The sequence below is a fragment of the Psychrobacillus sp. FSL K6-1415 genome, from assembly GCF_038003185.1.
Lineage (GTDB): Bacteria > Bacillota > Bacilli > Bacillales_A > Planococcaceae > Psychrobacillus > Psychrobacillus psychrodurans.
Genome location: NZ_JBBOOQ010000001.1, coordinates 446480 through 472048, shown reverse-complemented (window position 1 = coordinate 472048; position 25569 = coordinate 446480). Strand labels below are relative to the sequence as shown.

General features: G+C 35.6%; 22 protein-coding genes, 1 other RNA gene and 1 pseudogene. 9 read left to right on the top strand and 15 right to left on the bottom strand.

What is annotated here, in order from left to right; translation table 11 throughout:
* Nucleotides 1-151: 151 nt before the first annotated feature.
* From MKY60_RS02315 to MKY60_RS21165, 3 genes and pseudogenes are all read right to left on the bottom strand, one after another.
* Entirely contained in the window at nucleotides 152-757 is a 606-nt protein-coding gene (locus MKY60_RS02315; protein WP_241597438.1) for an NADPH-dependent FMN reductase, read from the bottom strand.
* Nucleotides 758-1182: 425 nt separating this feature from the next.
* The gene (locus MKY60_RS02310; RefSeq protein WP_093493480.1) at nucleotides 1183-1977 is read right to left on the bottom strand and encodes a M15 family metallopeptidase; all 795 of its coding nucleotides are present in this window, start codon (nucleotides 1975-1977) and stop codon (nucleotides 1183-1185) included.
* A gap of 9 nt (nucleotides 1978-1986) precedes the next feature.
* A pseudogene (locus MKY60_RS21165) lies at nucleotides 1987-2058 on the bottom strand (phage holin); the annotation flags it as partial.
* A 674-nt stretch (nucleotides 2059-2732) separates the two neighbouring features.
* Here MKY60_RS21165 and MKY60_RS02305 point away from each other — a divergent pair.
* Nucleotides 2733-2909, top strand: a complete 177-nt coding sequence (locus MKY60_RS02305) for a hypothetical protein (protein ID WP_241597440.1) — start codon at nucleotides 2733-2735, stop codon at nucleotides 2907-2909.
* 198 nt (nucleotides 2910-3107) lie between these two features.
* Here the strand turns inward: MKY60_RS02305 and MKY60_RS02300 are convergent, their stop codons facing one another.
* The 6 genes from MKY60_RS02300 to ssrS all read right to left on the bottom strand — a co-directional run bounded on the left by MKY60_RS02300 (nucleotide 3108) and on the right by ssrS (nucleotide 5322).
* Nucleotides 3108-3251 carry a hypothetical protein gene (locus MKY60_RS02300; protein ID WP_340928445.1) on the bottom strand — a complete coding sequence of 48 codons (144 nt, stop codon included), beginning with the start codon at nucleotides 3249-3251 and terminating at the stop codon, nucleotides 3108-3110.
* An 89-nt stretch (nucleotides 3252-3340) separates the two neighbouring features.
* Nucleotides 3341-3574: a phage portal protein gene (locus tag MKY60_RS02295; RefSeq protein ID WP_340931060.1), complete on the bottom strand. Its 234-nt coding sequence runs from the start codon at nucleotides 3572-3574 to the stop codon at nucleotides 3341-3343.
* Nucleotides 3575-3641: 67 nt separating this feature from the next.
* Nucleotides 3642-3965, bottom strand: coding sequence for a terminase small subunit (locus tag MKY60_RS02290; protein WP_340928443.1), 324 nt, complete (start codon nucleotides 3963-3965; stop codon nucleotides 3642-3644).
* An 87-nt stretch (nucleotides 3966-4052) separates the two neighbouring features.
* Nucleotides 4053-4211 carry a hypothetical protein gene (locus MKY60_RS02285; RefSeq protein ID WP_241597451.1) on the bottom strand — a complete coding sequence of 53 codons (159 nt, stop codon included), beginning with the start codon at nucleotides 4209-4211 and terminating at the stop codon, nucleotides 4053-4055.
* A gap of 263 nt (nucleotides 4212-4474) precedes the next feature.
* A complete protein-coding gene (locus MKY60_RS02280; protein WP_338106485.1) occupies nucleotides 4475-4708 on the bottom strand; it encodes a hypothetical protein in 234 nt (77 codons plus the stop codon).
* A gap of 419 nt (nucleotides 4709-5127) precedes the next feature.
* Nucleotides 5128-5322: non-coding RNA, 6S RNA (ssrS, locus tag MKY60_RS02275), on the bottom strand.
* Nucleotides 5323-5427: 105 nt separating this feature from the next.
* On the opposite strand from ssrS, the gene MKY60_RS02270 reads away from it, so the two are divergent.
* Nucleotides 5428-6231 (top strand): S1C family serine protease, encoded by an 804-nt coding sequence (locus MKY60_RS02270; protein WP_093493478.1) that lies wholly within the window; start codon nucleotides 5428-5430, stop codon nucleotides 6229-6231.
* Between the two features lie 103 nt (nucleotides 6232-6334).
* Here MKY60_RS02270 and MKY60_RS02265 read toward each other — a convergent pair whose 3' ends face one another.
* The 5 genes from MKY60_RS02265 to MKY60_RS02245 form a co-directional block, all read right to left on the bottom strand.
* Nucleotides 6335-8473, bottom strand: a complete 2139-nt coding sequence (locus MKY60_RS02265; RefSeq protein WP_340928439.1) for a two-component system response regulator — start codon at nucleotides 8471-8473, stop codon at nucleotides 6335-6337.
* A gap of 29 nt (nucleotides 8474-8502) precedes the next feature.
* Complete coding sequence (locus MKY60_RS02260) at nucleotides 8503-9363, bottom strand: CheR family methyltransferase (RefSeq protein ID WP_340878868.1); 861 nt, start codon at nucleotides 9361-9363, stop codon at nucleotides 8503-8505.
* Between the two features lie 12 nt (nucleotides 9364-9375).
* Nucleotides 9376-12621 carry a response regulator gene (locus tag MKY60_RS02255; protein ID WP_340928437.1) on the bottom strand — a complete coding sequence of 1082 codons (3246 nt, stop codon included), beginning with the start codon at nucleotides 12619-12621 and terminating at the stop codon, nucleotides 9376-9378.
* Nucleotides 12622-12931: 310 nt separating this feature from the next.
* Nucleotides 12932-13690 (bottom strand): hypothetical protein, encoded by a 759-nt coding sequence (locus MKY60_RS02250; protein WP_340928435.1) that lies wholly within the window; start codon nucleotides 13688-13690, stop codon nucleotides 12932-12934.
* A 27-nt stretch (nucleotides 13691-13717) separates the two neighbouring features.
* Nucleotides 13718-17536: a DEAD/DEAH box helicase gene (locus tag MKY60_RS02245; protein ID WP_340928433.1), complete on the bottom strand. Its 3819-nt coding sequence runs from the start codon at nucleotides 17534-17536 to the stop codon at nucleotides 13718-13720.
* 261 nt (nucleotides 17537-17797) lie between these two features.
* Between MKY60_RS02245 and MKY60_RS02240 the strand changes: the two genes are divergently transcribed.
* A complete protein-coding gene (locus MKY60_RS02240; RefSeq protein ID WP_241597459.1) occupies nucleotides 17798-18208 on the top strand; it encodes a DUF485 domain-containing protein in 411 nt (136 codons plus the stop codon).
* Complete coding sequence (locus tag MKY60_RS02235; RefSeq protein ID WP_090564934.1) at nucleotides 18205-19728, top strand: solute symporter family protein; 1524 nt, start codon at nucleotides 18205-18207, stop codon at nucleotides 19726-19728. The genes MKY60_RS02240 and MKY60_RS02235 overlap by 4 nt, the downstream gene beginning before the upstream one ends.
* A 690-nt stretch (nucleotides 19729-20418) precedes the next feature.
* On the opposite strand, the gene MKY60_RS02230 is transcribed toward MKY60_RS02235, so the two are convergent.
* Nucleotides 20419-20976, bottom strand: coding sequence for a YhcN/YlaJ family sporulation lipoprotein (locus MKY60_RS02230; protein WP_090564935.1), 558 nt, complete (start codon nucleotides 20974-20976; stop codon nucleotides 20419-20421).
* A 136-nt stretch (nucleotides 20977-21112) separates the two neighbouring features.
* Here MKY60_RS02230 and MKY60_RS02225 point away from each other — a divergent pair, with 136 nt between their 5' ends.
* The 5 genes from MKY60_RS02225 to MKY60_RS02205 all read left to right on the top strand — a co-directional run bounded on the left by MKY60_RS02225 (nucleotide 21113) and on the right by MKY60_RS02205 (nucleotide 25569).
* Complete coding sequence (locus tag MKY60_RS02225) at nucleotides 21113-22282, top strand: M20 family metallopeptidase (protein ID WP_241597462.1); 1170 nt, start codon at nucleotides 21113-21115, stop codon at nucleotides 22280-22282.
* Nucleotides 22283-22554: 272 nt separating this feature from the next.
* On the top strand, nucleotides 22555-23487 hold the full coding sequence (locus MKY60_RS02220; protein ID WP_241597465.1) for a DMT family transporter: 933 nt from the start codon (nucleotides 22555-22557) through the stop codon (nucleotides 23485-23487).
* Nucleotides 23488-23506: 19 nt separating this feature from the next.
* Nucleotides 23507-24136: an alpha/beta hydrolase gene (locus MKY60_RS02215; protein WP_093493462.1), complete on the top strand. Its 630-nt coding sequence runs from the start codon at nucleotides 23507-23509 to the stop codon at nucleotides 24134-24136.
* Between the two features lie 226 nt (nucleotides 24137-24362).
* Entirely contained in the window at nucleotides 24363-24980 is a 618-nt protein-coding gene (locus MKY60_RS02210) for a TerD family protein (RefSeq protein ID WP_241597468.1), read from the top strand.
* A 13-nt stretch (nucleotides 24981-24993) separates the two neighbouring features.
* Nucleotides 24994-25569, top strand: coding sequence for a TerD family protein (locus tag MKY60_RS02205; protein WP_241597470.1), 576 nt, complete (start codon nucleotides 24994-24996; stop codon nucleotides 25567-25569).

The following is a 25569-nucleotide window of genomic DNA, read 5'->3' as shown; positions in this document are numbered from 1 at the left end:
TACTTACACCTCGGCGTAATACTTCCAAATTTTTATCAAGCTCGAGGCCTTAAATCAACAGGATGTTAAACGGTTAGGGATTGCCGCAGGACGCGGCATCCTTCTGCTCTTGCACAACTTTCGCAAAAAAATTTGCTGCATTAAGTTAAAATTATTTACGTATAGTATTTAATGCAGTTGTCCACGGAATCACTTGGTCTAACATTTGGTTCACTGAATCTGCTTGTACTGCAGCTGGTTTGAAATCTGTACCGTTTTCAAAGTCAGTAAATAGGGATAATGCTGGGTGTACACGGACATGCGCTACTAATAACTCACTTAAAATACCACGTAAATGTTCTGTTGCACGCGCTCCACCTACAGAACCATAAGATACGATACCTGCCGCTTTGTTGTTCCACTCTTCACGTAAGTAATCTAATGCATTTTTTAGTGCACCGGTTATAGAGTGATTGTATTCTTGAACGATGAATACGAATCCGTCTTGTTTAGAAATGATTTCTGACCACGCTGCTGCACCTGATGCATCGCCGCCAGCTTCACCTAAAAGTGGTAATTTATATTCTGCGATATCGATAATAGTGTAGTTTGCATCCTCACGTTTATCTGCTAATTCTTTTACCCATGCTCCTACTTGTGGACTTACACGTCCTTCACGTGTTGATCCTAAAATAATGCCTATATTTGACTTTGTCATTGTTTTTTCCTCCTCTTGTTGTTGTCCTTGTGTTCCAAATAATTTATTTAATAAACCCATTTTTTCTTTTTTCACCTCCTTACAATTACCTGTAATCGTTAATACAAGTACAATCCTTTTTTACAATTAAGTCTTGAATCCGAGGTATTTAGTTAAAAAAATTCATACCCTCTTTGCATGATGTTCAATTTCCGAGTAATTCAGTCGTTTAATTCTCTTCAATATTACCTTTAATTAATATATCTTTAATTCGAGATAATAATATCATATAAGAAATCTCAATGTCAACATATTAAATCCTAATACATTTAACACTCAGCAGCTTCTTAAAGTAAACAGTCCCTTTAGTACAACAAGAACATAGGGTTACCTTAGCTCCACTATAATTTTTCTAATGCACCAATTAGGAATAATAATATTCTAACAATTCATTTAATTTCATTCAATAAAAAAGCCCCGTTAAATTAATTAGCGGGGCTATAGAATCATTTACTATTTAATTTTGCTAACATCGCTTTGGATGGTGTTTCATACTTAATATACCCGTCCATCTTAGTAACCCACATACCGCTGCCAACATTATATTGACCACCATGATCTTCCCGATATCGGTAAACTCGATATTCTTCACCGGGATTCAGTACACGAACCATTTGAAGTCGTCCATTTTCATGTGGGTTATCTTGCCACAGGTTAATACGCTTTAAGATAGTTACTTTACCTATTTGACCTTTTACTAACTCTGTTTTACCCCACATAATTTTATCATCTGGAACACTCTCAAGTGCTTTTAACGGTAAAAATACAGGTCTATGACCAGCTCTCAACTGAGCAATTGTTAATCCTGTGGTGTATTGCAAATGAGGATAGTCTTCAAAACTCTTCCAATCTCCACCCCATTCAAAGCCCATTGATTTAGCGATAGCTGCAACACGCCTCCATTTATCGTTGACCGTCCACAATGATTTATTACCATCATCACTAACTAAAAAATAATCGATAGCTAGCCCATAATTGTGGACGGACGTTCCCGGCATTGCGTTCGAAACGATACTTCCTTTTGAACCATACTTTTTGCCATTCCAAATATAATTCGGTCTACCTTGACCATAAATATAGGCTTGTTCCTCATTTGAACGGAATCCAGATGATATTTGGATTTTAATACCTTCATTGTAACAACGCTTAATTAATTCAATAGTATATTCCTTCAATGAAGGATGAACAGCTCCAATGCGATTGACAGACCGATCTATTAATATATCTACTGATACTACCATAATCTCACCTCATTTCTTCTTTGGTTTATTATAATTTAATGCTTGTTCACTATCAGATAATCCCTTTGTCGTTGGATTTGCAACTACTCACCCAGCAAGCAAAACTAACATAAATGCATCCACATAGTTATTATATTCAGCCAAATCTATTAGACATGAGTTATTAACTTATCAATCCTACAAAACCAAATAAAGTCTCCCAAAATGGATAGTTTTGCTAACGAAGTTGATATTCATAAACGGTAGTTAATCGTAATACTGCAAAAAACACTGCTATTGCTCCACCGACAACAACAATAAAAGAATTGACGCTCGCTCGTCTTTTCCATTTGGTACCGCCTTTAATTTCCTTACGCCTTCTTTCAAATTATAATATCACGGCCATCTATTAGCCGTTTGTCTCTTATTTGGTGTATCAGAACGTCTTTATTAAATACATCTTTCCAAATATCCACTTATTAGCCTCCACAACGTCATTCCACATCTCAATATTTCTCTGTTTAATAAAATATAAAAAAAAACGCTCCAATTGGAACGCTCTTACGTTGTAACTATTAATTTCCCCTTACGCATTACATGTTTCTAAAATTTATTACTAAGCACTTATTACGATCCAACAACTTTAAATGTTTCATAGCTATGATTTTCATTACAAATGAATTACAAATTCCATATATTGCATACTTTAAGTTCTCTTAATGAGATAATCATTATACAACAATAAAATTGTTGAAGTCGTAACTAGGAGTTGTACCATGTTCGTTATCACACGAAATATAAATGGAGCAACAGAGGTTTTAAAATCATCAAATAGCCAATTGGATAAAACTTTTTCGGATAAAGATGTAGCATTGAAGTTTGTGAAACAGTTAAACCAAAATATAATTCCATCTAAACAATGGAGTGTTTCCAAACAATTAATAAATAGTTGAGCGCAAGTGGGTTAAAGCCTACTTGTTTTTTTATACAAAAACCAATTCGCTAAGGTCATGAACAATGAAAACACTACTATTGTAAAAGTGAATCTTAAAAAAAAATAATCGTCATTCACCACGAAAGTGCTTTAAAGTAAAACTGTTTCAATCGTTTTCGAAGAGTTTTGCCTTGAGTTAATTGAAGTAAAGCTGAACTCATTTCTTCTGACGAAGCCCTGGTATTTTGAACTTTTTGTTAAGTTGCTCACCTTGTTTCTGATCAAAAGTTGTCTCGTAATTATCGAACATATCACGTTGTTTAGCTTCTTCTTTTTCGATACGGTCTAATTCAAGCTGCACATCTTTGGTCCAAGGATGTCTAGAGACTAACGTTTCTCTTGAAAGCATAGTGGAATTAACGATATTATTTTTACTTTCTGTTTTGTTTATCAAAATATCAAGCTAAATATCACATTCACCTCTTCACTTTCATAGTCACCTTGATTTGTATTAGCTAAATTTATATTAACGAACCAAAGTAACTCTTCAAAGGATGCTTGAAACTCTGTTTCTATTTCGTTAGCATCAAGATCAATATCACTGTACATAGACTGGATATTCATTTGATTAGAATTGTTGGCCATACGCTCATCTTTTGGATCATAACCACGACCATTTTCAATAAGCGCACCAAAATGAATAGGCGCCCGTCCTGCTAAATCTTTAGAAAGGCTTCCTCAGCATTTTTAATTAAGTCATCAATGATAAGTAAAGAAGCACCAAACCCTGTTGCTGTACCTGTTGGAGATGTAGCAAGTCCTTTTGTTCAACTGACTCGTTTCGCATAGTCTCTGTCCAGAATTGTTTTACTTCGGTCATACCATCTATTCTTTCGTTTTCTATTTGTTTGTTAAGTACTTCAATAGCTTTTTTTATTGTAGTATTTTGTAGTAACTTTGTAGTATTACCTCTAGCGTTATACCCTGCTTTTCTTGCTGCTTCTTCTGCATTACCGCTTGTCACATAATAGTCTACAAATGCTTGTTGTTTATCTGTTAATTTACGTTCAATCAATGGCATCATCCTTTATGCTATTGCTTTTTATGACATAGAAAAAACACCAATTCTAGTTTGATAGAAATTGGTGTTTCAGAAAAATAATTAATTACCCAAACAAATTCCTAATTGAACACATTTATTCTTTGGAATATCTCCACCTAGTTCTGGCGCTACGTTCTGCGCACTTGCACCGCTAGCAAACGATAAACTCAGAACTAATAAAATACCTAAGATAGAAAACATTGACTTTTTCTTTTTCATGAATAACATCTCCTTTTTCTAAATATTTTGTCGTACACTGTTAAATTCTTCATTATTTGTTAAAATCCTTTTTATTTCCGAATATTTTTAATATTAATTTTATTTAACGAAAACGTTTCACTTGTAAGCTCATTTATTTAAGTCTTTGTATTCCATTTTAACAACGTGAACTAAGTTAATTAAAAGATTCAACATCCATAGGGAAGTAATTAAGCCGTTTTTTTGGGTCTAGCCATAGTTCTCGCATTACACTCCCTCCATTTTTATGGAATGTGAATCAATTTCCCTGTCACTTTTGCAACTTCATTTCTGATTAATTCTTCATTACTATTCGTATCTGAAAGATGCAGCAACCAAATTTCTTGGGGCTTGGATAGATCATTAGCTTTTAGAAATTCAATCACATTTTCCATACTGAAATGTGACTCCATCACACGCTTTCTCATAGATGGATGAATACGACCGGTCTGTTCATTACATCCAATACCGATTGACATTAGTTACATTCAATCATTAGATGAGTAAGCCCCTGGAACTTGTATTTGATGTAATAGGTATCAGTAGCAAATAAGAGCTTGTCCCCTGCTTGATTAACTAATAAGAATCCGAACGGCTCAGCCATTCTCCCAAAAAACTCGAAGAGCAATTAGAACACGAATACTTTAAATTTAAACAAGAGGTTCTTTCAGGTGCTTATCTGAAACCTGAAAAGATGACATTTTAAAATCAGCAACTGACAAATTAGAAAGCCTTTTTCAACCTAGAGACGCTCAAAAATAGTATGTATTATAATTCATTACAATATTTTATAAACATTTTTAACACCAGTTTAACACCAAATAAAAAACAGCCACAAAAAAACACCCTCCAATTAAGGAAGGCGCTATGCTTTAAACGTTGCTATAATAGACTTTTTAAGTAAGCCGCCTTTGCCGTACATTCATTAGAAAGTTTTAAACCACCACTCCTCAAAGTGGGTGTTCGCAGAAACTATCCTGCATGTCCTTATTGTCTAAAAGAGAATAAGGCGTGTCATTCCAGCTCTATATAAAACTCCCTGTTACAGCTTAAAGGTTAAAACTTAATATCCATACGTACAATGCAGCTTATGTTTATATATTAAACCCTTCTCACAAACATTTCAATGGAAATGATTTCATTTTAAAATTAGGTATAATAGATAATACAGAAATGCTTGGATGGGGGATGTGATGAAGTGGATTTGAATAAAAAACAATCAGACGATGATTTTGAAGAAATAAGTGATGAAGAATTACAGCTACTAGTTCTTGAAGCACAACGGGAGGCACTTGAAAAAGAAGCGTTAGAAAAAACAAGACCAAAACTAAAGCGACCTTTTCCAAGGTGGATATTTTGGATAATTGCTTTCGCCTTATTCGTCAATACATTTGCGATGATTTTTCAAATTTACTCCATTCCAGCCATTGAATTTATCAAGACCTCCGCTAGGTTATCAACACAGGAAGATATCGCTAATTATAAAGAGGCTGTTGTTGTTGTTTTAACGGATGATAGTAAAGGAACTGGATTTTCTATTTCAAGTGAAGGAAAGGTTATTACCAATTATCATGTAGTGGAGGACAACGACAACGTAATAGTTGGTTTTCCAGAAGCAGGACGCTTTACCGCGGATGTTATAGAGATTTACCCAGATATTGATCTTGCAATTTTGCAAGTGGATGAAAAGGACTTGCCTTATTTAGAACTTTCGGAAAACCCGTCTTATGAGTTCGGCGATCACATCACCTTTATCGGAAATCCATTAAAATTTACTAGCATTGCGAATGAGGGATCATTAATTGATTTTCATCAATTAAGTGATTGGGATGTCCCAGTCATGATGATGGAAGCTCCCGTATATAGAGGAAATAGTGGAAGTCCTGTTATAGACGATAAAGGAGAAGTAATCGGTGTTGTATTTGCCACTTTAGATCATGATGAGCATGGAAAAGTTGGACTGTTTGTACCGATTGAGGAATACTTCAATGCGCAAAAATAACAAAATCTACTTCAATTGAAGCAGACTTTGTTATTTCTTGGAATCAACGAATTTTGTTACACTACATAATAAGCATTTAGACTTTACTTTATGTGGTAGCACCTTATGTTGCAAATACTCCATTATGATTCATATACCATAAATAAAAAGATTCAGCTGGCACAGGTTTGCTTAAATAGTAACCTTGTGCTGTATCACAATTTATTGCTTGCAGATTATCCCACACTTCCTTACTTTCTATACCCTCCGCCACTACTTGAAGTCCTAAGTTATGGGCCAGATTGATAACCGTATTGACGATTATTTCATCACTTTTACTATCTAACATGTCTATTACAAAGGATTTATCCACTTTTATTTCATTGACTGGAAGCTTTTTTAAGTAGGCTAAAGAAGAATAGCCTGTACCAAAGTCATCTATTGAGAGGTTTATACCCATTGAGGATAAGTTTTGTAATATTCCTCTCGCTCTAGCTGGATTACTCATAATAAAACTTTCCGTTATTTCCAAAGTAAGTGTCTTAGGGTTCATATTGTATTTATTCATTAAAATTTGTATGTCATCTGAAAGTTGCATATCTTGAAGATTTGAAGCGGATAGGTTAACCGAAATCTGTAATTCTAATCCATCTTCTAACCACTTTTTACTTTGCTGCAATGCTTTTTCGAGAACCATGATTGTCAGCTTTTTCATTAGGCCATTTTGTTCTGCTATAGGTATGAACCGATCTGGCGGTATAAATCCATAGGTAGGATGAATCCACCTCAATAGCACTTCGACACCGGTCACTTTTTTTGTTTTCATATCGACCTGTGGTTGATAGTGAAGCTCTAGCCTATCATTTTCTATTGCTTCTTTGAGACTTCCTACTAAACTAAGCTCTTCTATTGTATGCGTGTCTAGTTCAGATGAAAAGATACAGTAGCCACTATCCTTTTTCTTGGCGGTATACATCGAGATATCTGCTTTTTTCATTAGGGTTTGCACATTATCCCCATGGTCTGGATAAAAGACAATTCCTTGACTCAAACTAATAGAAAGAACATGATCGTCTAGTATGAAAGGTTGTTCCATAGTGTGTATTACTTTCTTAGCTATATCTATCGTCTGTTCTTTCGTTGCTGTCGGTAAATAAAGCGCAAATTCATCCCCGCCTAAACGAGCTACAGTATCTTTTACATTTACAATTTCAACCAGTCTATTTCCAACTTGTTGAAGTAACAAATCTCCAAAGTGATGACCAAGTGTATCATTTATTACTTTGAAGTGATTCAAGTCAATCAATATTAGAGAGAAATTGCTATGATCATTTTTCGCCGCTTTAACTCCTTGTTCCAATCGATCATATAACAAATTGCGATTAGGAAGAGAAGTGAGTGAGTCATGCAAAGCTTGATGAGCTAAAGCATTCATTTGAGTTTTAAGTTCACTAATATCTCTAATAGTACATGCATATATACTATGATTATCAATAGTTGCATTCCCTAATTGAACCTCCACAGGAAAGTTACTAGAATCACTCCGAACACCCGTAACTTCTAATCTTTTTCCAAATTCATGTCCAAATTCTATCGCCAAGGTTGCTGCAGGAATAATTTGCATAATCTTTTGCCCAATTAAATCTACCTCTTCGTACCCAAACATCTGCTTAGTAGCGGGATTGACTGTTAAAATTTCAAATGATTCATTGTATGTAATCATCGCGTCTATAGAGGTATTTTTGATAATCCCATTCAAAGCCTCAGACTTCTTTAATTTGAGCGTAGTTTCTATTAGATCTTGATTGGCTTTTTCTAAGCTCTGTGTTTTTTCAAGCAATAGTTCCGTATATTCTTCTAGTCCTTTTTTGTTTCGGTGAATAGCAGTAAAACTTTCAATTTTAGATTTAAGGACATCCGGTTCAAATGGTTTGAATACATAATCTATCGCTCCAACGGAATACCCGGTATAAACATTTTCTGGGGCTTTACTAATCGCTGTAATAAAAATAATCGGAGTATCCTTTGTCTTCGGTCTAGATTTAATAATTTTTGCTGTCTCGAAACCATTTAATCCAGGCATTTGTACATCTAACAAAATTACAGCAAAATCATCCTTTAATAAGCATTTTAGCGCCTCTTCTCCCGAATATGCTCTAATTAGATTGTAATCTAGGTCGCTTAATACAGCTTCCAGAGCAAGCAAATTTTCTGGACGATCATCTACTAATAACACATTTACTTTTTCGATGTACTTCTCCATATTGCACATCCTCACTTTAGTTTTTTTCATTAATCTATCTTTTTATATAGTTTGTTTTCTGCATCTATTTCCTCGTAACATGCCATATAAGGAGAAAACCTTATAGATTCTTTGCTACCTAAGCCTAGGACGCCAAACCTACTTAGACTTTCTTGAAATAATCCATGGACCTGATTTTGTAGCTGTTTATCAAAATAGATTAATACGTTCCTACATATAATTACGTTAAATTCATTAAAGGAACTATCTGTTACAAGATTATGCCTAGCAAAAACAATATTTTCACTTAAGAAAGGTTTAAATTTAACTCCGTATTGATCAGCAGTATAGTATTCCGAAAAGGCATGTAATCCCCCAGCTTTTTGATAATTGCTTGTGTACTGTTTCATTTTTTCAAAAGAAAAAATTCCCTTTTCGGCCTTTTCTAACACATCCATATTCATATCGGTTGCATAAATTTTACTTTTTTTATAAAGGCCTTCTTCATACAAAAGGATAGCCATTGAATATGCCTCTTCACCCGTGGAGCAGCCCGCATGCCAGATCCTTATAAATGGATAGGAATGCAAAAGTGGAACTACACGTTTACGAAACGATGAATAAAATTCTGGATCTCTGAACATTTCAGTGACATTTATAGAAAAATCTTTGAGTAGTTTTCTCATCATCTCAGGTTCGTATAGTACCCTTTGTTGAAGATAAGAAATAGAGGTTAATCCTTCTAATTCCATACGATATTTAATTCTTCTATTAATAGAAGGATAAGAGTAACCCCGAAAATCATGACCATAACGTTGGAATATACCTTCTAAAAGTAAAGTTATTTCTATTTTTTCTGTCCTAGAGTTACTTTCTAAACACTCTTGAGGTAAGTCACTCTTTGACTTCATTTCTTAACCTCCTTATGTGTATAGCCAAACTCTCATCAATGATAAAAGCTGATCGTTGACTATTGGCTTCGAAATATAGTCGGAAGCTCCTACTGAAATACACTTCTCTCGATCTTCTTGCATTGCTTTAGCGGTTAACGCTATGATTGGTAGATCTTCGAATTGTTCCATTTCTCGTATCTTTGTTATGGCTTCGAAGCCATCCATTTCAGGCATCATAATATCCATCAACACTAGGTCGATATCAGTATTTATACTTAATGTACTCAGAGCTTCCCGACCGTTTTCAGCAAAAAGCACACTCATCTCATATTCTTCTAAAATACTAGATAGAGCAAAGACATTCCGAACATCATCATCCACTATTAAGATTTTTTTACCACTAAAGAACAGTTTATTTGAATTAACGGGAGTAGTCGGTCTAAGTAAAAATTCATCTATATTACTATTACCTCTATACTCTTGTGAAATGAATCGAGAAATTTCGTTAAGCAGACGTTCAGATGAGTTTATTCCTTTGACAATTATTATCTCTGTAAAATGCTTTAGTTCCATTTCTTCTCTTACCGTCAATTCCTTCCCTGTATAAATAATAACTGGGGTATTAATCCATTCGCCATGTTCTTTTATATGCTTTAGTAATTGAATCCCCGTCATATCCTCTAATCCAAGATCCAATATAATACAGTCATAATGTTTTACATGTAACGCATTTAAAGTTTCTTTTCCCGAAGTAACAGCTGTTAGCGTAATATTAGAGTAATTTGAAGAAATAAGCTCTTTTATACTCTCTCGCTGGATAATACTATCTTCGACAATTAATAATTGACTTCCTACATCAGAAAGTTCTCTGTCATCGTAAACTGCGACCTCTTCTATAGTACTCGCTACTTCCTTTTCAACTACCTCAACTCTCTGATTCAAATCAGTTGGTATGAATAGCTTAAATGTACTCCCTCTTCCTTCAGTGCTGTCGACAACAATCTTCCCGTTCAATAAAGAAGCATGCTCTCTACTTATTGATAGTCCAAGCCCAGTTCCTCCGTATTTCCTACTAGTAGTTCCATCAGCTTGTTGAAAAGCCTCAAAAATAATTGATTGTTTATTTTTAGGAATTCCAATTCCTGTATCTGTTACAGAAAAGGAAATATAATCTGTTTCTTCTTCCATATTTAAATCTAAGCTATCTTCTGCAACATGCGATACCTGCAGTGTAACGCTACCACTATCCGTAAATTTAATAGCATTTGCGATTAGGTTTTTTAGTATTTGCTGAAGTATTTTTTCATCTGTGTAAAGAATCTCCTCCTCCAGGACATCTTTTACTACGTGAAACGTAAGGCCCTTTTCGTATGCAATAGCATTAAAGTTTCTTTCGACATAATCAGTAATATCTTGGATTTTCACTTCATTGACATGGATATCTAACTTTCCTGATTCAATTTTAGACAAATCGAGAATATCGTTGATGAGATCTAACAGATCGCAGCCAGCTGAGTTTATCGTATGCGCATATTCAACTTGCTTAGCAGATAAGTTACGAGAATTGTTATCTGCCAATAACTTCGATAAAATGAGTAGGCTATTTAAAGGTGTCCTCAATTCATGCGACATATTAGCTAAAAATTCTGACTTATATTTAGAAGTTAACTCTAATTGTGTCGCCTTCTCCTCTAACTCAGTCTTCGCTCTTTCTACCTCCCTGTTTTTTACCTCGTATTTTTGATTATGTTCTTCAAGTAAGATTGCTTTTTCTTCTAGTTCACTATTAGTTTGCTCTAATTCTCTTGCCTGCTGTTGAAGCATTAGCTCGGATTGTATTAATGCTGTTGTCTGAGTTTCCAATTCTTCATTAAAACGCTTCAATTCCTCATGTTGGGTAGATAACTCTTCCGACTGTGTTTGTAGTTCTTCTGTCATTGTTTGTGATTCCTGAAGTAATTCCATCATTTTGTGTCGACCTGCAATATTGTCAATTATGATACCTGAATAGTCCGCCAGCTCTTCTAATAACTTCCGTTCAATACTACTAAACTTTTGGAAGGAAGCAATTTCATAAACAGCTCTAACCTTGTCCTCAAATACTATTGGTATGATGAGAATTTGCTTGGGAATAGCTTGCCCGACTCCAGAAGCGATATGAGTATAGTTTGTTGGTATATCTACAAGGCTGATCGTTTCTTTAGACAATGCACTCTGACCTATCAAACCTTCTCCTAACCTAATAGTGCTATTTTTATCGTCTAGTTGCTTATATGCATAAGCACCAGTCAGACTAAATAAGGTCTCTCCATCATTTTCTTCATTTAAATAAAAGACACCATATTTACCACCAACTATTGGAGTAATTTCTTGCATAAAGGTGTGAGAAAATGAGATTAAGTCTTTTGAGCTTTGGAGATAAGTAGTTAAATTAGCGAGGTTTTTCATCATCCAGGCTTGCTCTTCATTTCTAGTACTTATTTCAAGTGCTTTTTTCACTTGATTTTCAAGCGCATCTGCCATGGTGTTAAACGAAATAGACAGTTGTCCTAGTTCATCATTGCTTATATTATCTATACGGCTAGACAACTTAGATTGTCCTGACGAAAAGTCACCCATAACACTTGAAATATGATTGATTCCTTTGACAATACCTCTCGTAATAATGATAGAAATAATAATGCCAACTGCAATTCCTATTAGAGCGAGAATAGTTAAAATCATTGAGGTTTTCTGGTAGTCAGAATCCGCTTTAACAAGTGCTGCATCCATGTCAATTTCATAGTAATTAACAAGGTTGAACAGTGAATTGAAGTACTCCTCTTGTATCAACTTTCCCTCAGTTCTAACAAGCTCAGATGCTTCCTGTTTGCTACCAGCTTGTACCAAAGTAATTTCCTTTTCCACAAAATCGTTAAAATTTATTTGTTTTTGCTTAATTTCTAATAAAAGTTTTTCTCCCTCTTCTGTATTGACTAATCTTTCAAGCTCCTCAATCGCCATACTCCCTCTATCCCCTGCTACACGGATATTATTTATTTCACTTTTAATTTCGCTTTCGGATTCATTTAATATGAGATAAGAAATTCCTTTTGCTTTATTATTGAATTCATAACGTATGTCAGATATAAGACCAATTTTTTTATATTCATCATTAACTATATCGTTCATTTTATTGAACGTTTCCATTACTGATCTAATCCCAATACCTGCAACAAGACTTAATATAAGTATTAACGCCAGGAATCCTAAGGTTAATTTTTTCTTGATATTCATATCCTAGTCTCCTAATAATCAAATTTATAGATTTTTCAAACTTTTATTTCGTACTACTAATTTACTTGAAGAACACTCAAAAAAATAGTACTAATCTACCTAAATACCATACTCTATATTTTTAAATTGGATCGAATATCCATAACGTTTTGCCTATAAATCGCTAAAATAATGATATTATCGCAACACCTTTTGAAAATCGAAAAGCCGATAAAAAAAGTCTATTTCGCAACTAAGCGAAACAGACTTTGATTAATATTCATATTTGATATTATTAAATTCTTCCAACAGGACAACCCATTACCTTTTCTTACTCTTTTAAATATTTCTCCCGCCAAACAACTCGTTCTCTTTCATTCAACTCATTTTCTAGTGTTTCATCCCATTGGTCAAGAAATGTATTCCATACCCGGGCGTATAGAAGATCCTCTGATTTATTATGCAAAATAAACTCAAAGCAGGGAACATCATCCACATATAATTCAGAGCTGGATACAATTTCAGAAACTACTGTTTGAAGGTCTCCATCCACAGTTTCCATCCCATTTGTTTGGAGGGCGTCTATTAGTACCGCATCTTCCCACTTTAACCTCACCTTTTCCTCAGAAGCATAACGATATAGGTTCAGTGTTTCCTCGCCGTCCAGTGCTGGTTTTATTTCACCTTGCAAAAAGCTACAATGACTTGGGCTATAAAGTAAATTTTGACTTCGGGCATCTAGTTCTTCTTCAAATATTCCTTCTTCCAGTTGATTGCACCCTTTTTCGGTCAGCGTAAGTATTTGGTTTTTTATTTCGATTAAATGAGTTCTCTTCATAATATTGATCAAGTCTTCCATAAAAAGCTGCTCTACAAGCAATAATTCACTGATTTGTTTACCACTTGTTAATTCTGCTTTTTGGCATGTTATCAACATCATTTTCATGAGAACATCCATTTTAATACGCTTTACAGGTTTGTATTCCACTTCAATTGTATGAAGTGGAATCGTCCATGCAGTGGACGAAACTATTTTAGCTTGTACATTTTGTTGTAATTCTTTTTTTAGACGTTTTTCTAAATCAATCATTTTAATATACTCCTATAGCTAAAAACGTTATTTATTACCGTCTTTCTGAAAGTTAATCAGTCCATTATTCCCTTTTACAATTTGAAGCAAGCGTTCATACATTTCTCTAGAGGTTCTTTGTTTTGCTCGTTTTGTGAACATATGGGAGCTTCCTACTAAGATAAGTAGCTCTCTTGCTCGTGATAATGCAACGTTTAAGCGGCGGTAATCATTGGCAAATCCAATATCTCCACTCTTTTCTTGATTGTTTCTAACCATACTTAAGAGAATGACATCCATTTCCATCCCCTGGAACTTGTCTACAGTTCCAGTTCTGAAGGTCAAATGTGATAAGTTTGCTTGTTGCCCTATAAGACGGTCAATTCGTTTAACCTGTTCTCCATAAAAACTAATGACCCCAATACTTTTACGTTCATCTGGATCCATTCTTCCTTCTTTTTTTGCATTAGCTGTAGCATCATTCAAATCGATTAGTACATCACGGATAGCATCTAACTCTGCTTGGTTGAATCTACTTTTGCCATCCTTCATACGTTCTTCAAAATATGGTTTTTCGCTTGGCATATCTAGCCATAGCAAATGGTCTTTTCTTTTCACATATCTGGACTCAAGTAGATGATCACGAGCAGTATCTGAATCGGCCAACCCGCATTGTAGTCGATAATTTTCTTCCTCATAAAATGGAGTGATAGTCTCCATTATACTTTCATGCATTCTATATTGAATTGCTAGCATCGTCTTGCTCGTCTTTGGTAAATTTTTGAATAAACGTTCGAATAATGATTCCTTCAAAAGCTTTTTCAACTCGTCTTTTTCTTCTAGATTATCACTTTCTTCTAGTATTGCCTGAAGTGTTTCATCTAGAGTGTCTTCACCGACTAGTGGAGGAAGCTGATGATGGTCACCTACTAAGATAATCTTCTTACCTTTTAACATTGGCAGAAGCAACTCAGGTGGTGTTGCTTTAGAAACCTCATCAATAATAACAACATCGAAAACAGGATAGTTTTCCATAAACTCTTTACGAGCTGATGCAACACATGTTGTTCCGATTACATTAGCATGTCGAACATATAGCTTACGAATTTCATCTAAATCGTGGTCATTTGCTTCTTTCAATAATAAGTACCACTCATTTTGAACTGCTTGGGTGATCGGAAGATGATCCTTCTCTAGTTGAAGTTTTACCATTTCCCCTTTAGTTCCTTTTATCGCTTCCACCGTATTTTCGAGTGCTTGCTCTGGATTTTGAAGCAATATTTCATCTAAAGCTTTTAGTATGCGCTCTTGCTCTAAACCATCTGCATTCACTTGTTTAGTTTTTAGTTCATTGTCTTGGAGAACTGCTTCTTTCTCTTCTAGTTCCTTGGTTACCTTTTGAAGATCTCTCTTTTTCATTTCCAGTTGTTCCATATAGCTTGTTACGGTTTCTTCCGTTTTTTTCAATGCTACAATAGAGCTTTCCATCTCCAATTTCTTGTCTTTTAGTTCTGCTGAGGTAGAAAGTAGTTTGGTTGTATCAATTTCTATCTCTAGCTGCTTCACTGTTTTTTGTAGAAAGTCTAATTGATTCTTTTCATTTATAGCCTTATTAGCTAATTCAGTTTTCAGATGTTGCAGTGACATCATCTCTCTATTGGTATCACTGAGGACTTGAGACTTAATCGATTGAAATTTAGTTATGGAACTATTTTTTGCCATTTGAACGGTTGATTTCTGTTTTATAACAAATTTTTCTCTTACATATAATCCTTCAAGTAAAATAGCTAACTTTTCGGTAGTAAGTTCATCATCAGCTGTCATTATATGTTTCATCCGATTCATAAACTGATGAATTTCTTTCACTGTGTATTCAGAATCAAATAGAATGCCACTTCTCCCCATATTATTTTTAACATTTTCAAAAGGAAACTTATATTTCTGAAGAAGCTTTTCTACATAATCTATTGCTGCGAATAAGCGAGAGTTTAGCTCTTGCCAATCAGTGAAAGCTAATATCTTACCAATTAGCTCGTCTAATTCAGTCATCTGAAACTGCAGCTGAGAAGAACATTCTATTTCATATTCATTCATTTTACTTTTCAGTTGATCAACCTTGCGAATAGAATCAATATCACTCTTTAACATTTCTAAATGATTTAGCTTGACCAGTACCTCTTGATATTTTTCTCTATATGTCTCCACATTTATTTCTGTTTGCTGCAGGGAATCTATAGTTTCTTTATATAGTATATAATTTTGAATATCCTTTATCTTTACCATAAATTGATCTATCTCTGAGTTTAGCTCTTCCCTTGTAGGATTAGTTTGGATAAATCGATCCATTGTTTCTAATTCATGAGCTAAAGCTTCCGACTTTACTCGTACGTCGTAAAGACTTATTTCTAGCTCCTCACGATCTTTTTTTAATAAAACTATTTGCTTTTTTAACTGTTTAATTTCTTCTAATCTAACTTCGTGTTCCACTTTTGCTTCCGCTTTTTGTTCAATAGCTTTTTTTATTAATATTTGTTCTTTACTAAGTTCTTCAATTCGACAGTCACATCCAGCTATTTGTTCAAGAAGCTGACCTTCTCTTAAAGAATGCTCGTCCAATTCTTTCTTTAAAGAAATTAACGTTTGCTCTTTCCAGTACAGTCCGACATTTTCTTCAATAAACCTTTTGCCTTCCTCTTCAATACTTTCTGTCCTACCGAATCGTAAAATACGAATTTCTTTGTTTGAAAGTAATCTACTAAGGGCATTGTCTACTGCTAAATTAGACTGGGATGCTACAAGTGTACGTAAGCCAGCCTTCGCATTTTGCTGACATATTTCAGAAATCACCGTCGTTTTCCCAGTTCCTGGTGGGCCTTGAATTACATATAAATCTTCAGCCGACATGGCACCAACAACCGCTTCTTGTTGAAATTCGTTTAGCTGGTTATGGAATTCTAATTCTCGACGTTTTGCATTCACGCGAATGGTTGGTCGATCTTCAAATAAGATCTTTTCCAGATTTGGATTGGCTGCGAGTCCATTTTGTAAATCTTCAAAACCCTTTCGAAGTCGTCTAATTTGGCTTAGGGATGCGAAATTACTAAAAACTACCTCTTTCGATTTGGGATTCCACTGATTTTTCCTTGCTAATTCTCTAAACTTTGGTTTAATCTCTACTTCAATTGTTTGTTTTGCCCGATCTGCTTTCAAAATATCTCCTACGTCATTTTGAAATCCCTTTAACGTCACACTGAGGCCTCTTAGGTTTTTCCATTCGTTGGCATTCATCGTGCAGCCATGCAATGTCATACGACTAAAATCCGCATTGAAAGCAAGTTTTGAATAAGGACTTGCTATATCTGCAATATCGGCATTACGTTCTTGAATCTTCAAGTAACCTTCCCAGCTAGAAATCCGTTTTTTTACATACTCTGAACGCTCTTCTGCAACAGGAAGATCTTGAATTTTGGTGTGCAACACAAGTGGCATTCCTGCTCCATTATTTCTAGTAGTAACAAAATCCAAATCAACCGCAAGACGACGATTAGTACGTACAGGAACTTTAGGACCTCTAACATGTAAACCCGTTGCGAGTAAACCATCCTTTTGCAGGATGCACTCCATCACGACTACTCGACTATCTACTTTTTCCGCTAACTTAACGTTCGTTATATTATCAAAATATATGGAAAGTGATGTATTTCCATGACTATTTACTGGGCGTTTTTCAATGTATACCTCAAAAGAATTTTGTATGTTAAAAAAGGCATGTTCATCAGTTGACCATTCCTGAATTCCTTTGCGTGCCTTATTTGTAATCATTAAATTGCAGCGCATCGTTTTAACTAAGGTTGCTGATTGGCTCATGAACAACCCTCCTTCTTTATTGTAGTGATTACGTAATTTGTCCAACTTGTCTATGTTATCATTTTTACCTTAGAAATTGCATAATCCAACTTATCTAAATTCTAAAAAGCACTACTTAAATATCATTTCAATAGTTTCTTTAGGTATATTTATGTATTTTTTGTGAATTTTTATTGTTATCTCTTTTAATGTTTATTATGATAGAATTACAGTTTTTGGCTGAAAATTCTAAATACTGAATATATTTTAGGAGGAACATGAATGGCTAATAATATCGAAAGCTCTGTTAACTCAGTAAGTTCCCTAGAAAAAAGGAAACAGAATTCGTCAAAAAGTTCTAATCTCAGACCTTCTCCAACTGTTGGTATGACAAATTATTCTGCAATAGCAGAGAGTGAAGAATTCAAAGCATTAAAAAAGAAAAAGAATAAATTTATTTTACCTATTACAATATTTTTCTTACTAAGTTATATTTTGCTACCTATTTTGACTTCTTATACGACTATTTTAAATAATAATGCTTTTGGTGATATTGCTTGGGTTTGGATTTATGCCTTTGCACTTTTTGTGATGACCTGGGTGTTATGCATGATTTATGTACGCAGAGCTAATGAATTTGATAAAGATGCTGAGAAGATTTTTGACAAAGAAAAGGCCGGTGATTATGAATGAATGCAATAGGATTATCTTTTTTTGTAGCAATAGTAGGACTAACTTTATTCGTTACATACATTGCCTCCAAACGGACAAACTCAGCTAGTGAATTCTATACTGCGGGCGGAGGATTATCTGGTTGGCAAAATGGGATCGCGATTGCCGGAGATTACTTATCTGCCGCTTCTTTCCTAGGTATCGCTGGAGCAATAGCACTTTTTGGTTTTGACGGTTTCTTTTATAGCATTGGTTATTTAGTCGCTTACTTGGTTGTGTTATATATTGTAGCTGAACCACTACGAAATCTCGGGAAATATACACTCGCTGACATGATTACTGCTCGATTTGATCAAAAGAAAATTCGCGCAGCTGCTGCAATAAGTACGTTAACAATTGTTTTATTTTATATGATTGCACAGCTAGTAGGTGCAGGCGCACTTATTCAATTATTATTAGGGATCGACTACTGGATTGCCGTTCTTTTAGTCGGTGTTATGATGACTATTTATGTACTTTGGGGCGGAATGGCTGCAACTAGTTGGGTACAAATTATAAAGGCTGCTTTGTTGATGATAGGGACTGTACTTATTTCTATTTTAGTATTGTGGAAATTCAATTTTAATATTTTAGGAATGTTTACAGAAATGAAATCTGTAACCGCTAATGGTGAAGCATACTTACATCCTGGTGTGAAATATACAAATGGCTTAGATACGATATCTATGATGATTGCATTAGTACTTGGAACTGCTGGTCTACCACATATATTGATGCGATTCTTTACTGTAAAAGATGCAAAAACTGCACGTAGCTCTGTTGTTTACGCTACTTGGATTGTAGGTATCTTCTATGTATTAACTATTTTCTTAGGTTTTGGCGCTGCTGCTTTTGTTGGTTCTGATGCAATTATAGCTGCTAATCCTGCTGGAAATATGGCTGCTCCTCTACTTGCTCAGGCTTTAGGTGGCGACATACTAATGTCATTTGTCTCAGCTGTTGCATTTGCTACAATTTTAGCTGTTGTAGCAGGTCTTGTTTTATCAGGAGCATCCGCTTTCGCACATGACTTATATGGACAAATTATCAAAAAAGGAAAAGTAACAGAAAAAGAACAAATGAATGCCGCACGTCTTGCTTCTGTTGGTGTTTCTGTATTCTCTATTTTGTTAGCACTTGGCGCACAAACAATGAACGTGGCATTCTTAGTTTCCCTTGCATTTTGTATAGCGGCAAGTGCAAACCTTCCTGTAATCATTTACACAATTTACTGGAAAAACTTTAATACAACCGGTGCCTTGACTGCTATCATCACTGGTCTGATTTCTGCTCTTGTTCTAGTTGCCCTAAGCCCTAATCTTTGGGCTGCAGACGGCTCCATGGCCTTCACCGGGGAAGCTCTCTTCCCACTTACTAACCCTGCCTTAGTCTCGGTTCCTCTTGGATTTTTAGGTGGTTGGATCGGCACACTAGTAGGAGCCCGTGCAGATCAACGAAAATATGCGGAAGTAGATGTAAAAGCAAACATTGGGTTAAAGTAATATTTAAGAAAACCCGGACTAAAAAGATGTCCAGCCCCCTTCAAGTTTCAAAGCCTGTTTTTAAAGTTGCCAAAGTGCTTCGGATAACTTGTTGCTATATAATGATTTTTTGGAGAGGTTGGTCGTGGCTTAGGTCACGACCAACCTCTCTTTTCTTATGACATTTATCTGTCCATCTAAGGAAGCCCCCGTAGATACAATTACGGGGCTCAAACGCTACTCTATACGGTAGATACCAGCTATTTTTATGTCGGATACTTTTTTACTAGTTGAAGACCCTTTTTGCAATCAAGGTACTATAAATACTGATTTTATGCACTCAAGTAGCATGAACATCCTTAAACTTAATGAATGATTTGATCTCACTTTACCTTTACTTGCTCTCACCAATTCTTTACTTGCTTCCAACTGTGTCTTACTTGCGGTCGTAGATGATTTACTTGCTCTAAGACTACATTTACTTGCGGTCTACTCCCCTTTACTTGCGGAATGGATAATTTTACTAATTCACAGCCTGGATGTGTAAAATCGAATTACAAATCGTTGCTCTCTACAAAGCCAAGTCCGGGGAAAGCGTCCGCCTGAAGCTGAAATCATATATCAAGAACCCTATGATCACGAGACATTTTTATATACCTTTTTAACAAAGAAAACCGATTCCTTTGAGGAATCGGTTTTCTTCATTCAAATTTACTGGGCTTGGTCGGGAAATACTCTTTCTACTGTATCTGTAAATTCATCAAAAAAGCCTTCAACTGGTTCATCTGCTCTAATTCTGTCACCGTAGTCTCTAAACTGTTGGCTAAAATCAGGGTTTGCAGAAACATATACATTGTTGAAATCAGCATTTTCTGCTTTTGCTGCATCGGAAATTTTAGTTTTTATTTCTTCCGTTTCTTCCGTACCTTCACTTAGCTCTACTGCTACGTATGCATTATTATCAGTAACTAGTACACTTGCTGACTCTACTTCCTCTAACTCTGTTATTACATCGGCTACTTCATCCGCTACTTCTACATTTTGGTCCTCTGTGTTGTTTGTAGTACCTTCATCACCTGTACCACCATTTGTAGCATCATCATTAGTAGTACCTGCATCTGTTCCATTAGCACCTTCATTTGCAGTGTCCGTGTTTTCTGTTGCATTATCCGTACCATTGTCTTTTGCCTCATCGTTATTATTATTTCCGCAAGCGGTCAATATACCGATTAGAAGCATCATAAATACTATTTTCAGTAGTTTATTCATTTACCTTTCCTCCTTATGATTTGCTATACAAATAGCTTGGTCTATTTCAAGTGAAATATGCGTAAGTTCATAAAAATGGAATCAATCTCTGATATAATTTATTTAATTAAAAATGGATAAGGGGAGATTATCAAAAATGAGTATGGATATTATAAAGCAGCTTGAGGCATCATACGATGAAATGGTCAGCATCCGACGCTATTTACATATGCATCCCGAAGTATCATTTCAGGAAACCGAAACAGCAAAATATATACAAAATTTCTATACACATTTAGAAATACCTTTCCAAGCTAACGTTGGCGGTAATGGGGTAGTCGCTCGAATAAAAGGTGCATTTCCAGGTAAAACCGTTGCGCTTCGAGCAGACTTTGACGCTCTCCCAATCCAAGACGAAAAAGACGTTTCCTACAAATCGACTTTTCCAGGAGTTATGCATGCATGTGGTCATGATGGACATACTGCCGCATTACTCATACTTGCCCGTACAATCAATGAATTCAAAGACCAACTCGCAGGTGAATATGTATTTATCCATCAGCATGCAGAAGAATATGCTCCCGGTGGCGCTAAACCGATGATTGAGGCTGGTTGTCTAGATGGAGTAGATGTAATTTTCGGTACACATTTATGGTCCCAAACTCCTTTAGGCACTATCGAATATAAGAGCGGACCCATTATGGCTGCAGCCGATCGTTTTTCTATCACAGTCCAAGGTAAAGGTGGACACGGGGCAAATCCACATGACACAAAAGATTCTATTGTAATAGCTTCTCAATTAGTTGTAAACTTGCAGCAATTAGTGGCAAGACGTGTAAACCCTACTGAATCTGCAGTACTTTCTGTCGGTTCTTTTATAGCGGATAACGCCTTTAACATTATTGCGGACACTGTGAAAATGACTGGTACCGTTCGAACATTTAAACCAGATGTTAGAGATTTGATGGAAAATGAACTAAAACGCGTTATAGAAGGCACATGCTATACAGCGGATTGTTCTTATTCTTTCCTATACGAAAGAGGCTATCCCCCAGTAATTAATCATAAAGAGGAGACAGAGTATATTGCAGACATTGCTAGAGCTGTTCCAGGAGTTAATAAAATCAATGAATCCGAATTATTGATGATCGGGGAGGATTTTGGTTATTATTTAGAAGAAATCCCTGGTACGTTCTTCTTTACCGGTGCTATGCCTGAAGGGGATGTATTCCCTCACCATAGTCCTATGTTCGATTTTGATGAACGCGCAATGCTAATAGCTGCCAAAACGTTGGGTATGGCCGCGATTAACTTTCAAGGTAAATAATATTATAGTCAAATTAAACAACTCAATTGCCAGTAATCCCAAGGAGTAGAGAACCGTGATTAATTTTGCGGTACTCTACTCTTTTTCATTATCACGGCTAAATATTGCTTATCATACTTAACAATTGACTACTTACTTTCTAACACCAAGCACTTGCGTATAGGATACTCAAAACCCTATCTCCCTCTACTTGTGGGATATAGGAATTTGTTGTACGATTAGTTGTTTGCATTAACAATAATTATTACTGTTAGAAAGTTTGGTGGAAGAAAATGAATACAAAAGCATTAACACTTGCATTATTCACCGTCGCTATTTGGGGTTCCTCTTTTGCAGCGATTAGCGCAAGTTTACAGGGTGGCTATTCTGCAGGGCATTTAATATTAGTTAGATTTCTGATTGCTTCTATTATATTTCTTGTTATCGCAATTTGGCCTGGAGTCAAATTTCAGTTACCTCAAAAGGAAGATATATTTAAAATTGTAATTCTCGGTTTTATCGGGATTAATATATACCATCTTTGCATCACGTTTGGACAACTGTCGATATCAGCCGGAACGGCTGGTATGCTGATTGGTTCAGCGCCTATCTTCACGACTATTATCGCTATTATTGTATTGAAGGAACGACTTGGTAAAATCGGTTGGTTCGGATTAGCTTTTGGATTTGTCGGTATTATTTTAATAGCTATAGGGACAGGCGGAAGCACTTTTGGTATTTCGCCAGGCGTATTTTTAGTTCTGATTGCAGCTTTTTCAACCGCAATCTTTTTCGTTTACCAGAAGCCTTTGTACAAAAAGTATAGTGCCATTGAATTGACGGCTTATTTTACCTGGGTAGGTACTATACCTTTTTTGTTCTTTGCACCTGGACTGTTCGAAGAAATTCAGCACGCGACTATAGAGGCTAATTTATCTGCAGTTTATATAGGAGTATTCCCAACTGCAATCGCGTATTTAACTTGGGCTATGGCATTGTCCTATAGTGAAGCAAGCTCTGTTTCCAATTCCCTGTATTTAGAACCGGTCGTTGCGATTATCGTGACGTGGATTTGGTTGCAGGGACTCCCTACAGCTCTTTCTATTGTAGGAGGATTCGTGGCAATCGCTAGCGTCATTATTGTTAATTTGTACGGCAAGAAAAATCAGCTAAAGCTTTCACAACAAGCTACCATCAATACTTATGATAAAATAGATATACTTTAATTGAAAGGAAGTACGATACATGAAATCTCCTTTTACATTTAACCATACAGCACCCATCAACACTTCAAAAAAACAACCTGCTATATTTTTACTACATGGTATGGGCAGTAATGAAGCAGATCTACCTCAGCTAGTGAGAGATTTCGAGAACACCCATCATATTTTTAGTTTACGTGGGCCAATAGTACAGAAACCTGGCTATTCATTTTTCGAAATTGAAGAAATCGGAAAACCAATTAGAGATATATTCGACAAAATCGTGACGCATATTCAGGCATTCATTCGAGAGGCAATTGTCGAGTACAACTTAAATCCTGATAACATTACGATACTAGGGTTTAGTCAAGGTGCTATCCTTGCCCAAACGGTGGCGCTGACAATGGGAAATGAAATTAGTAAAGTAGTTGCTTTAAGTGGATATATACCTGAGTTTGTAAAAACAGAATATAGCAAGCGAGACGTTAATCATTTATCCATCTTTATCTCACATGGCAATTATGACTATGTGATTCCTTCACAGTGGGGGATTGAAAGTAATGACTATTTTGAAGCAATGGGAGCAAAAGTAACTTTTAAATCATATAATGATGGTCATGGAGTTACACCAGAAAATCATCAAGACTTAGTAGAATTTTTAAATAAAAACTAATTATTTTCGAAGCCGAGAGTATAAGAAACATATTTCTCCGCTTCGATTTTTATTATGCACCAACCTGAAAATATTCACTAGGTGTTTGCTATTCAACTTAATAGCAAAAGCTGAAAAATTCTGATAAAATTATAATATCCTTTGCATAAGAATGCGTTGTTTTTTATGAAACTTATTGCATCGTATCCTCGTATAAATGGTATGACTAAAATTTGGAGGTAAAAGAATGGGCATTAATTTAGTTAAGGGTCAAAAAATTGATTTAACTAAGGGTAGATCTTCCCTTTCAAGTGTTATGGTAGGACTAGGATGGGACCCTGTGGAAAAGAAAAAAAGCGGTGGTTTTTTAGGTGGATTACTAGGTGGAGGCAGTGGTGGCGGAGCAGCTATCGATTGTGACGCATCAGTACTTTTATTAGATGAAAAGGGCAAATTAGTATCTAAGCAGCACGTTATTTATTTTGGAAATAAAACAAGTCAAGATGGTAGCGTTGTCCACTCTGGAGATAATTTAACTGGAGACGGCGATGGAGACGACGAAGTGATCAACGTGAATCTGAGTGCTATTTCGCCATCTGTACATAGATTGGTGTTTATAGTAAACATTTATCAAGCAAAACAAAGAAAACAAGACTTTGGACTAATTCAAAATGCATTTATCCGTCTAGTGGATAATGGTACAAAAGAAGAATTAGTTCATTATAATTTAAGTGAAAGCTATGCTGGTAAAACATCTCTTATTCCCGGAGAGCTGTACCGCAACGGATCAGATTGGAAATTCTCAGCAGTAGGAGAAGGTACATCAGATTTAGATATCGGTTCAATTGCAAACAAATACTTATAAGGAGTGGTTAAAAGTGGGCATTAACTTATCAAAAGGACAAAAGGTAGACTTAACAAAAACGAATCCTGGTTTAGTAAACGTAACAGTAGGCTTAGGCTGGGATACAAATAAATACGACGGAGGAAAAGACTTCGACTTAGACTCCTCTGTATTTCTATTAGGCAGCAACAGTAAATGTTCTTCAGAAGGTGACTTCGTATTCTATAACAACACTACTGGTGGTAACGGATCTGTTGTCCATACAGGAGATAATCGTACGGGTGATGGAGACGGAGATGACGAGTCAGTAAACGTGAATCTATCTACTGTTCCTACATCTATTGAAAAAATTGCTTTTTGTATCACTATTCATGATGCCGAAGACAGAGGTCAAAACTTTGGTCAAGTAAGCAATTCATACGTGCGTATTTTAAATGCAGATACACAAGAAGAATTGATTCGCTATGATCTTGGTGAAGATTTCTCCATTGAAACTGCAGTCGTTGTTGGTGAACTATATCGCCATAATAACGAATGGAAATTCAATGCAATCGGAAGTGGATACCAAGGCGGTCTTGGAGCATTAGTTTCAGATTTCGGCTTGAATTAA

Coding starts and splice junctions, on each gene's coding strand:
- MKY60_RS02265 (WP_340928439.1), bottom strand. CDS start 8,473: ATGGAGAAGTACATCGAAAAAGTAAATGTGTTATTAGTAGATGATCGT.
- MKY60_RS02280 (WP_338106485.1), bottom strand. CDS start 4,708: ATGTCAATCGGTATTGGATGTAATGAACAGACCGGTCGTATTCATCCA.
- MKY60_RS02215 (WP_093493462.1), top strand. CDS start 23,507: ATGAAATCTCCTTTTACATTTAACCATACAGCACCCATCAACACTTCA.
- MKY60_RS02225 (WP_241597462.1), top strand. CDS start 21,113: ATGAGTATGGATATTATAAAGCAGCTTGAGGCATCATACGATGAAATG.
- MKY60_RS02250 (WP_340928435.1), bottom strand. CDS start 13,690: ATGATTGATTTAGAAAAACGTCTAAAAAAAGAATTACAACAAAATGTA.
- MKY60_RS02285 (WP_241597451.1), bottom strand. CDS start 4,211: ATGAAAAAGAAAAAGTCAATGTTTTCTATCTTAGGTATTTTATTAGTT.
- MKY60_RS02255 (WP_340928437.1), bottom strand. CDS start 12,621: ATGAATATCAAGAAAAAATTAACCTTAGGATTCCTGGCGTTAATACTT.
- MKY60_RS02305 (WP_241597440.1), top strand. CDS start 2,733: ATGTTCGTTATCACACGAAATATAAATGGAGCAACAGAGGTTTTAAAA.
- MKY60_RS02220 (WP_241597465.1), top strand. CDS start 22,555: ATGAATACAAAAGCATTAACACTTGCATTATTCACCGTCGCTATTTGG.
- MKY60_RS02210 (WP_241597468.1), top strand. CDS start 24,363: ATGGGCATTAATTTAGTTAAGGGTCAAAAAATTGATTTAACTAAGGGT.
- MKY60_RS02260 (WP_340878868.1), bottom strand. CDS start 9,363: ATGAAGTCAAAGAGTGACTTACCTCAAGAGTGTTTAGAAAGTAACTCT.
- MKY60_RS02245 (WP_340928433.1), bottom strand. CDS start 17,536: ATGAGCCAATCAGCAACCTTAGTTAAAACGATGCGCTGCAATTTAATG.
- MKY60_RS02310 (WP_093493480.1), bottom strand. CDS start 1,977: ATGGTAGTATCAGTAGATATATTAATAGATCGGTCTGTCAATCGCATT.
- MKY60_RS02315 (WP_241597438.1), bottom strand. CDS start 757: ATGGGTTTATTAAATAAATTATTTGGAACACAAGGACAACAACAAGAG.
- MKY60_RS02240 (WP_241597459.1), top strand. CDS start 17,798: ATGGCTAATAATATCGAAAGCTCTGTTAACTCAGTAAGTTCCCTAGAA.
- MKY60_RS02230 (WP_090564935.1), bottom strand. CDS start 20,976: ATGAATAAACTACTGAAAATAGTATTTATGATGCTTCTAATCGGTATA.
- MKY60_RS02235 (WP_090564934.1), top strand. CDS start 18,205: ATGAATGCAATAGGATTATCTTTTTTTGTAGCAATAGTAGGACTAACT.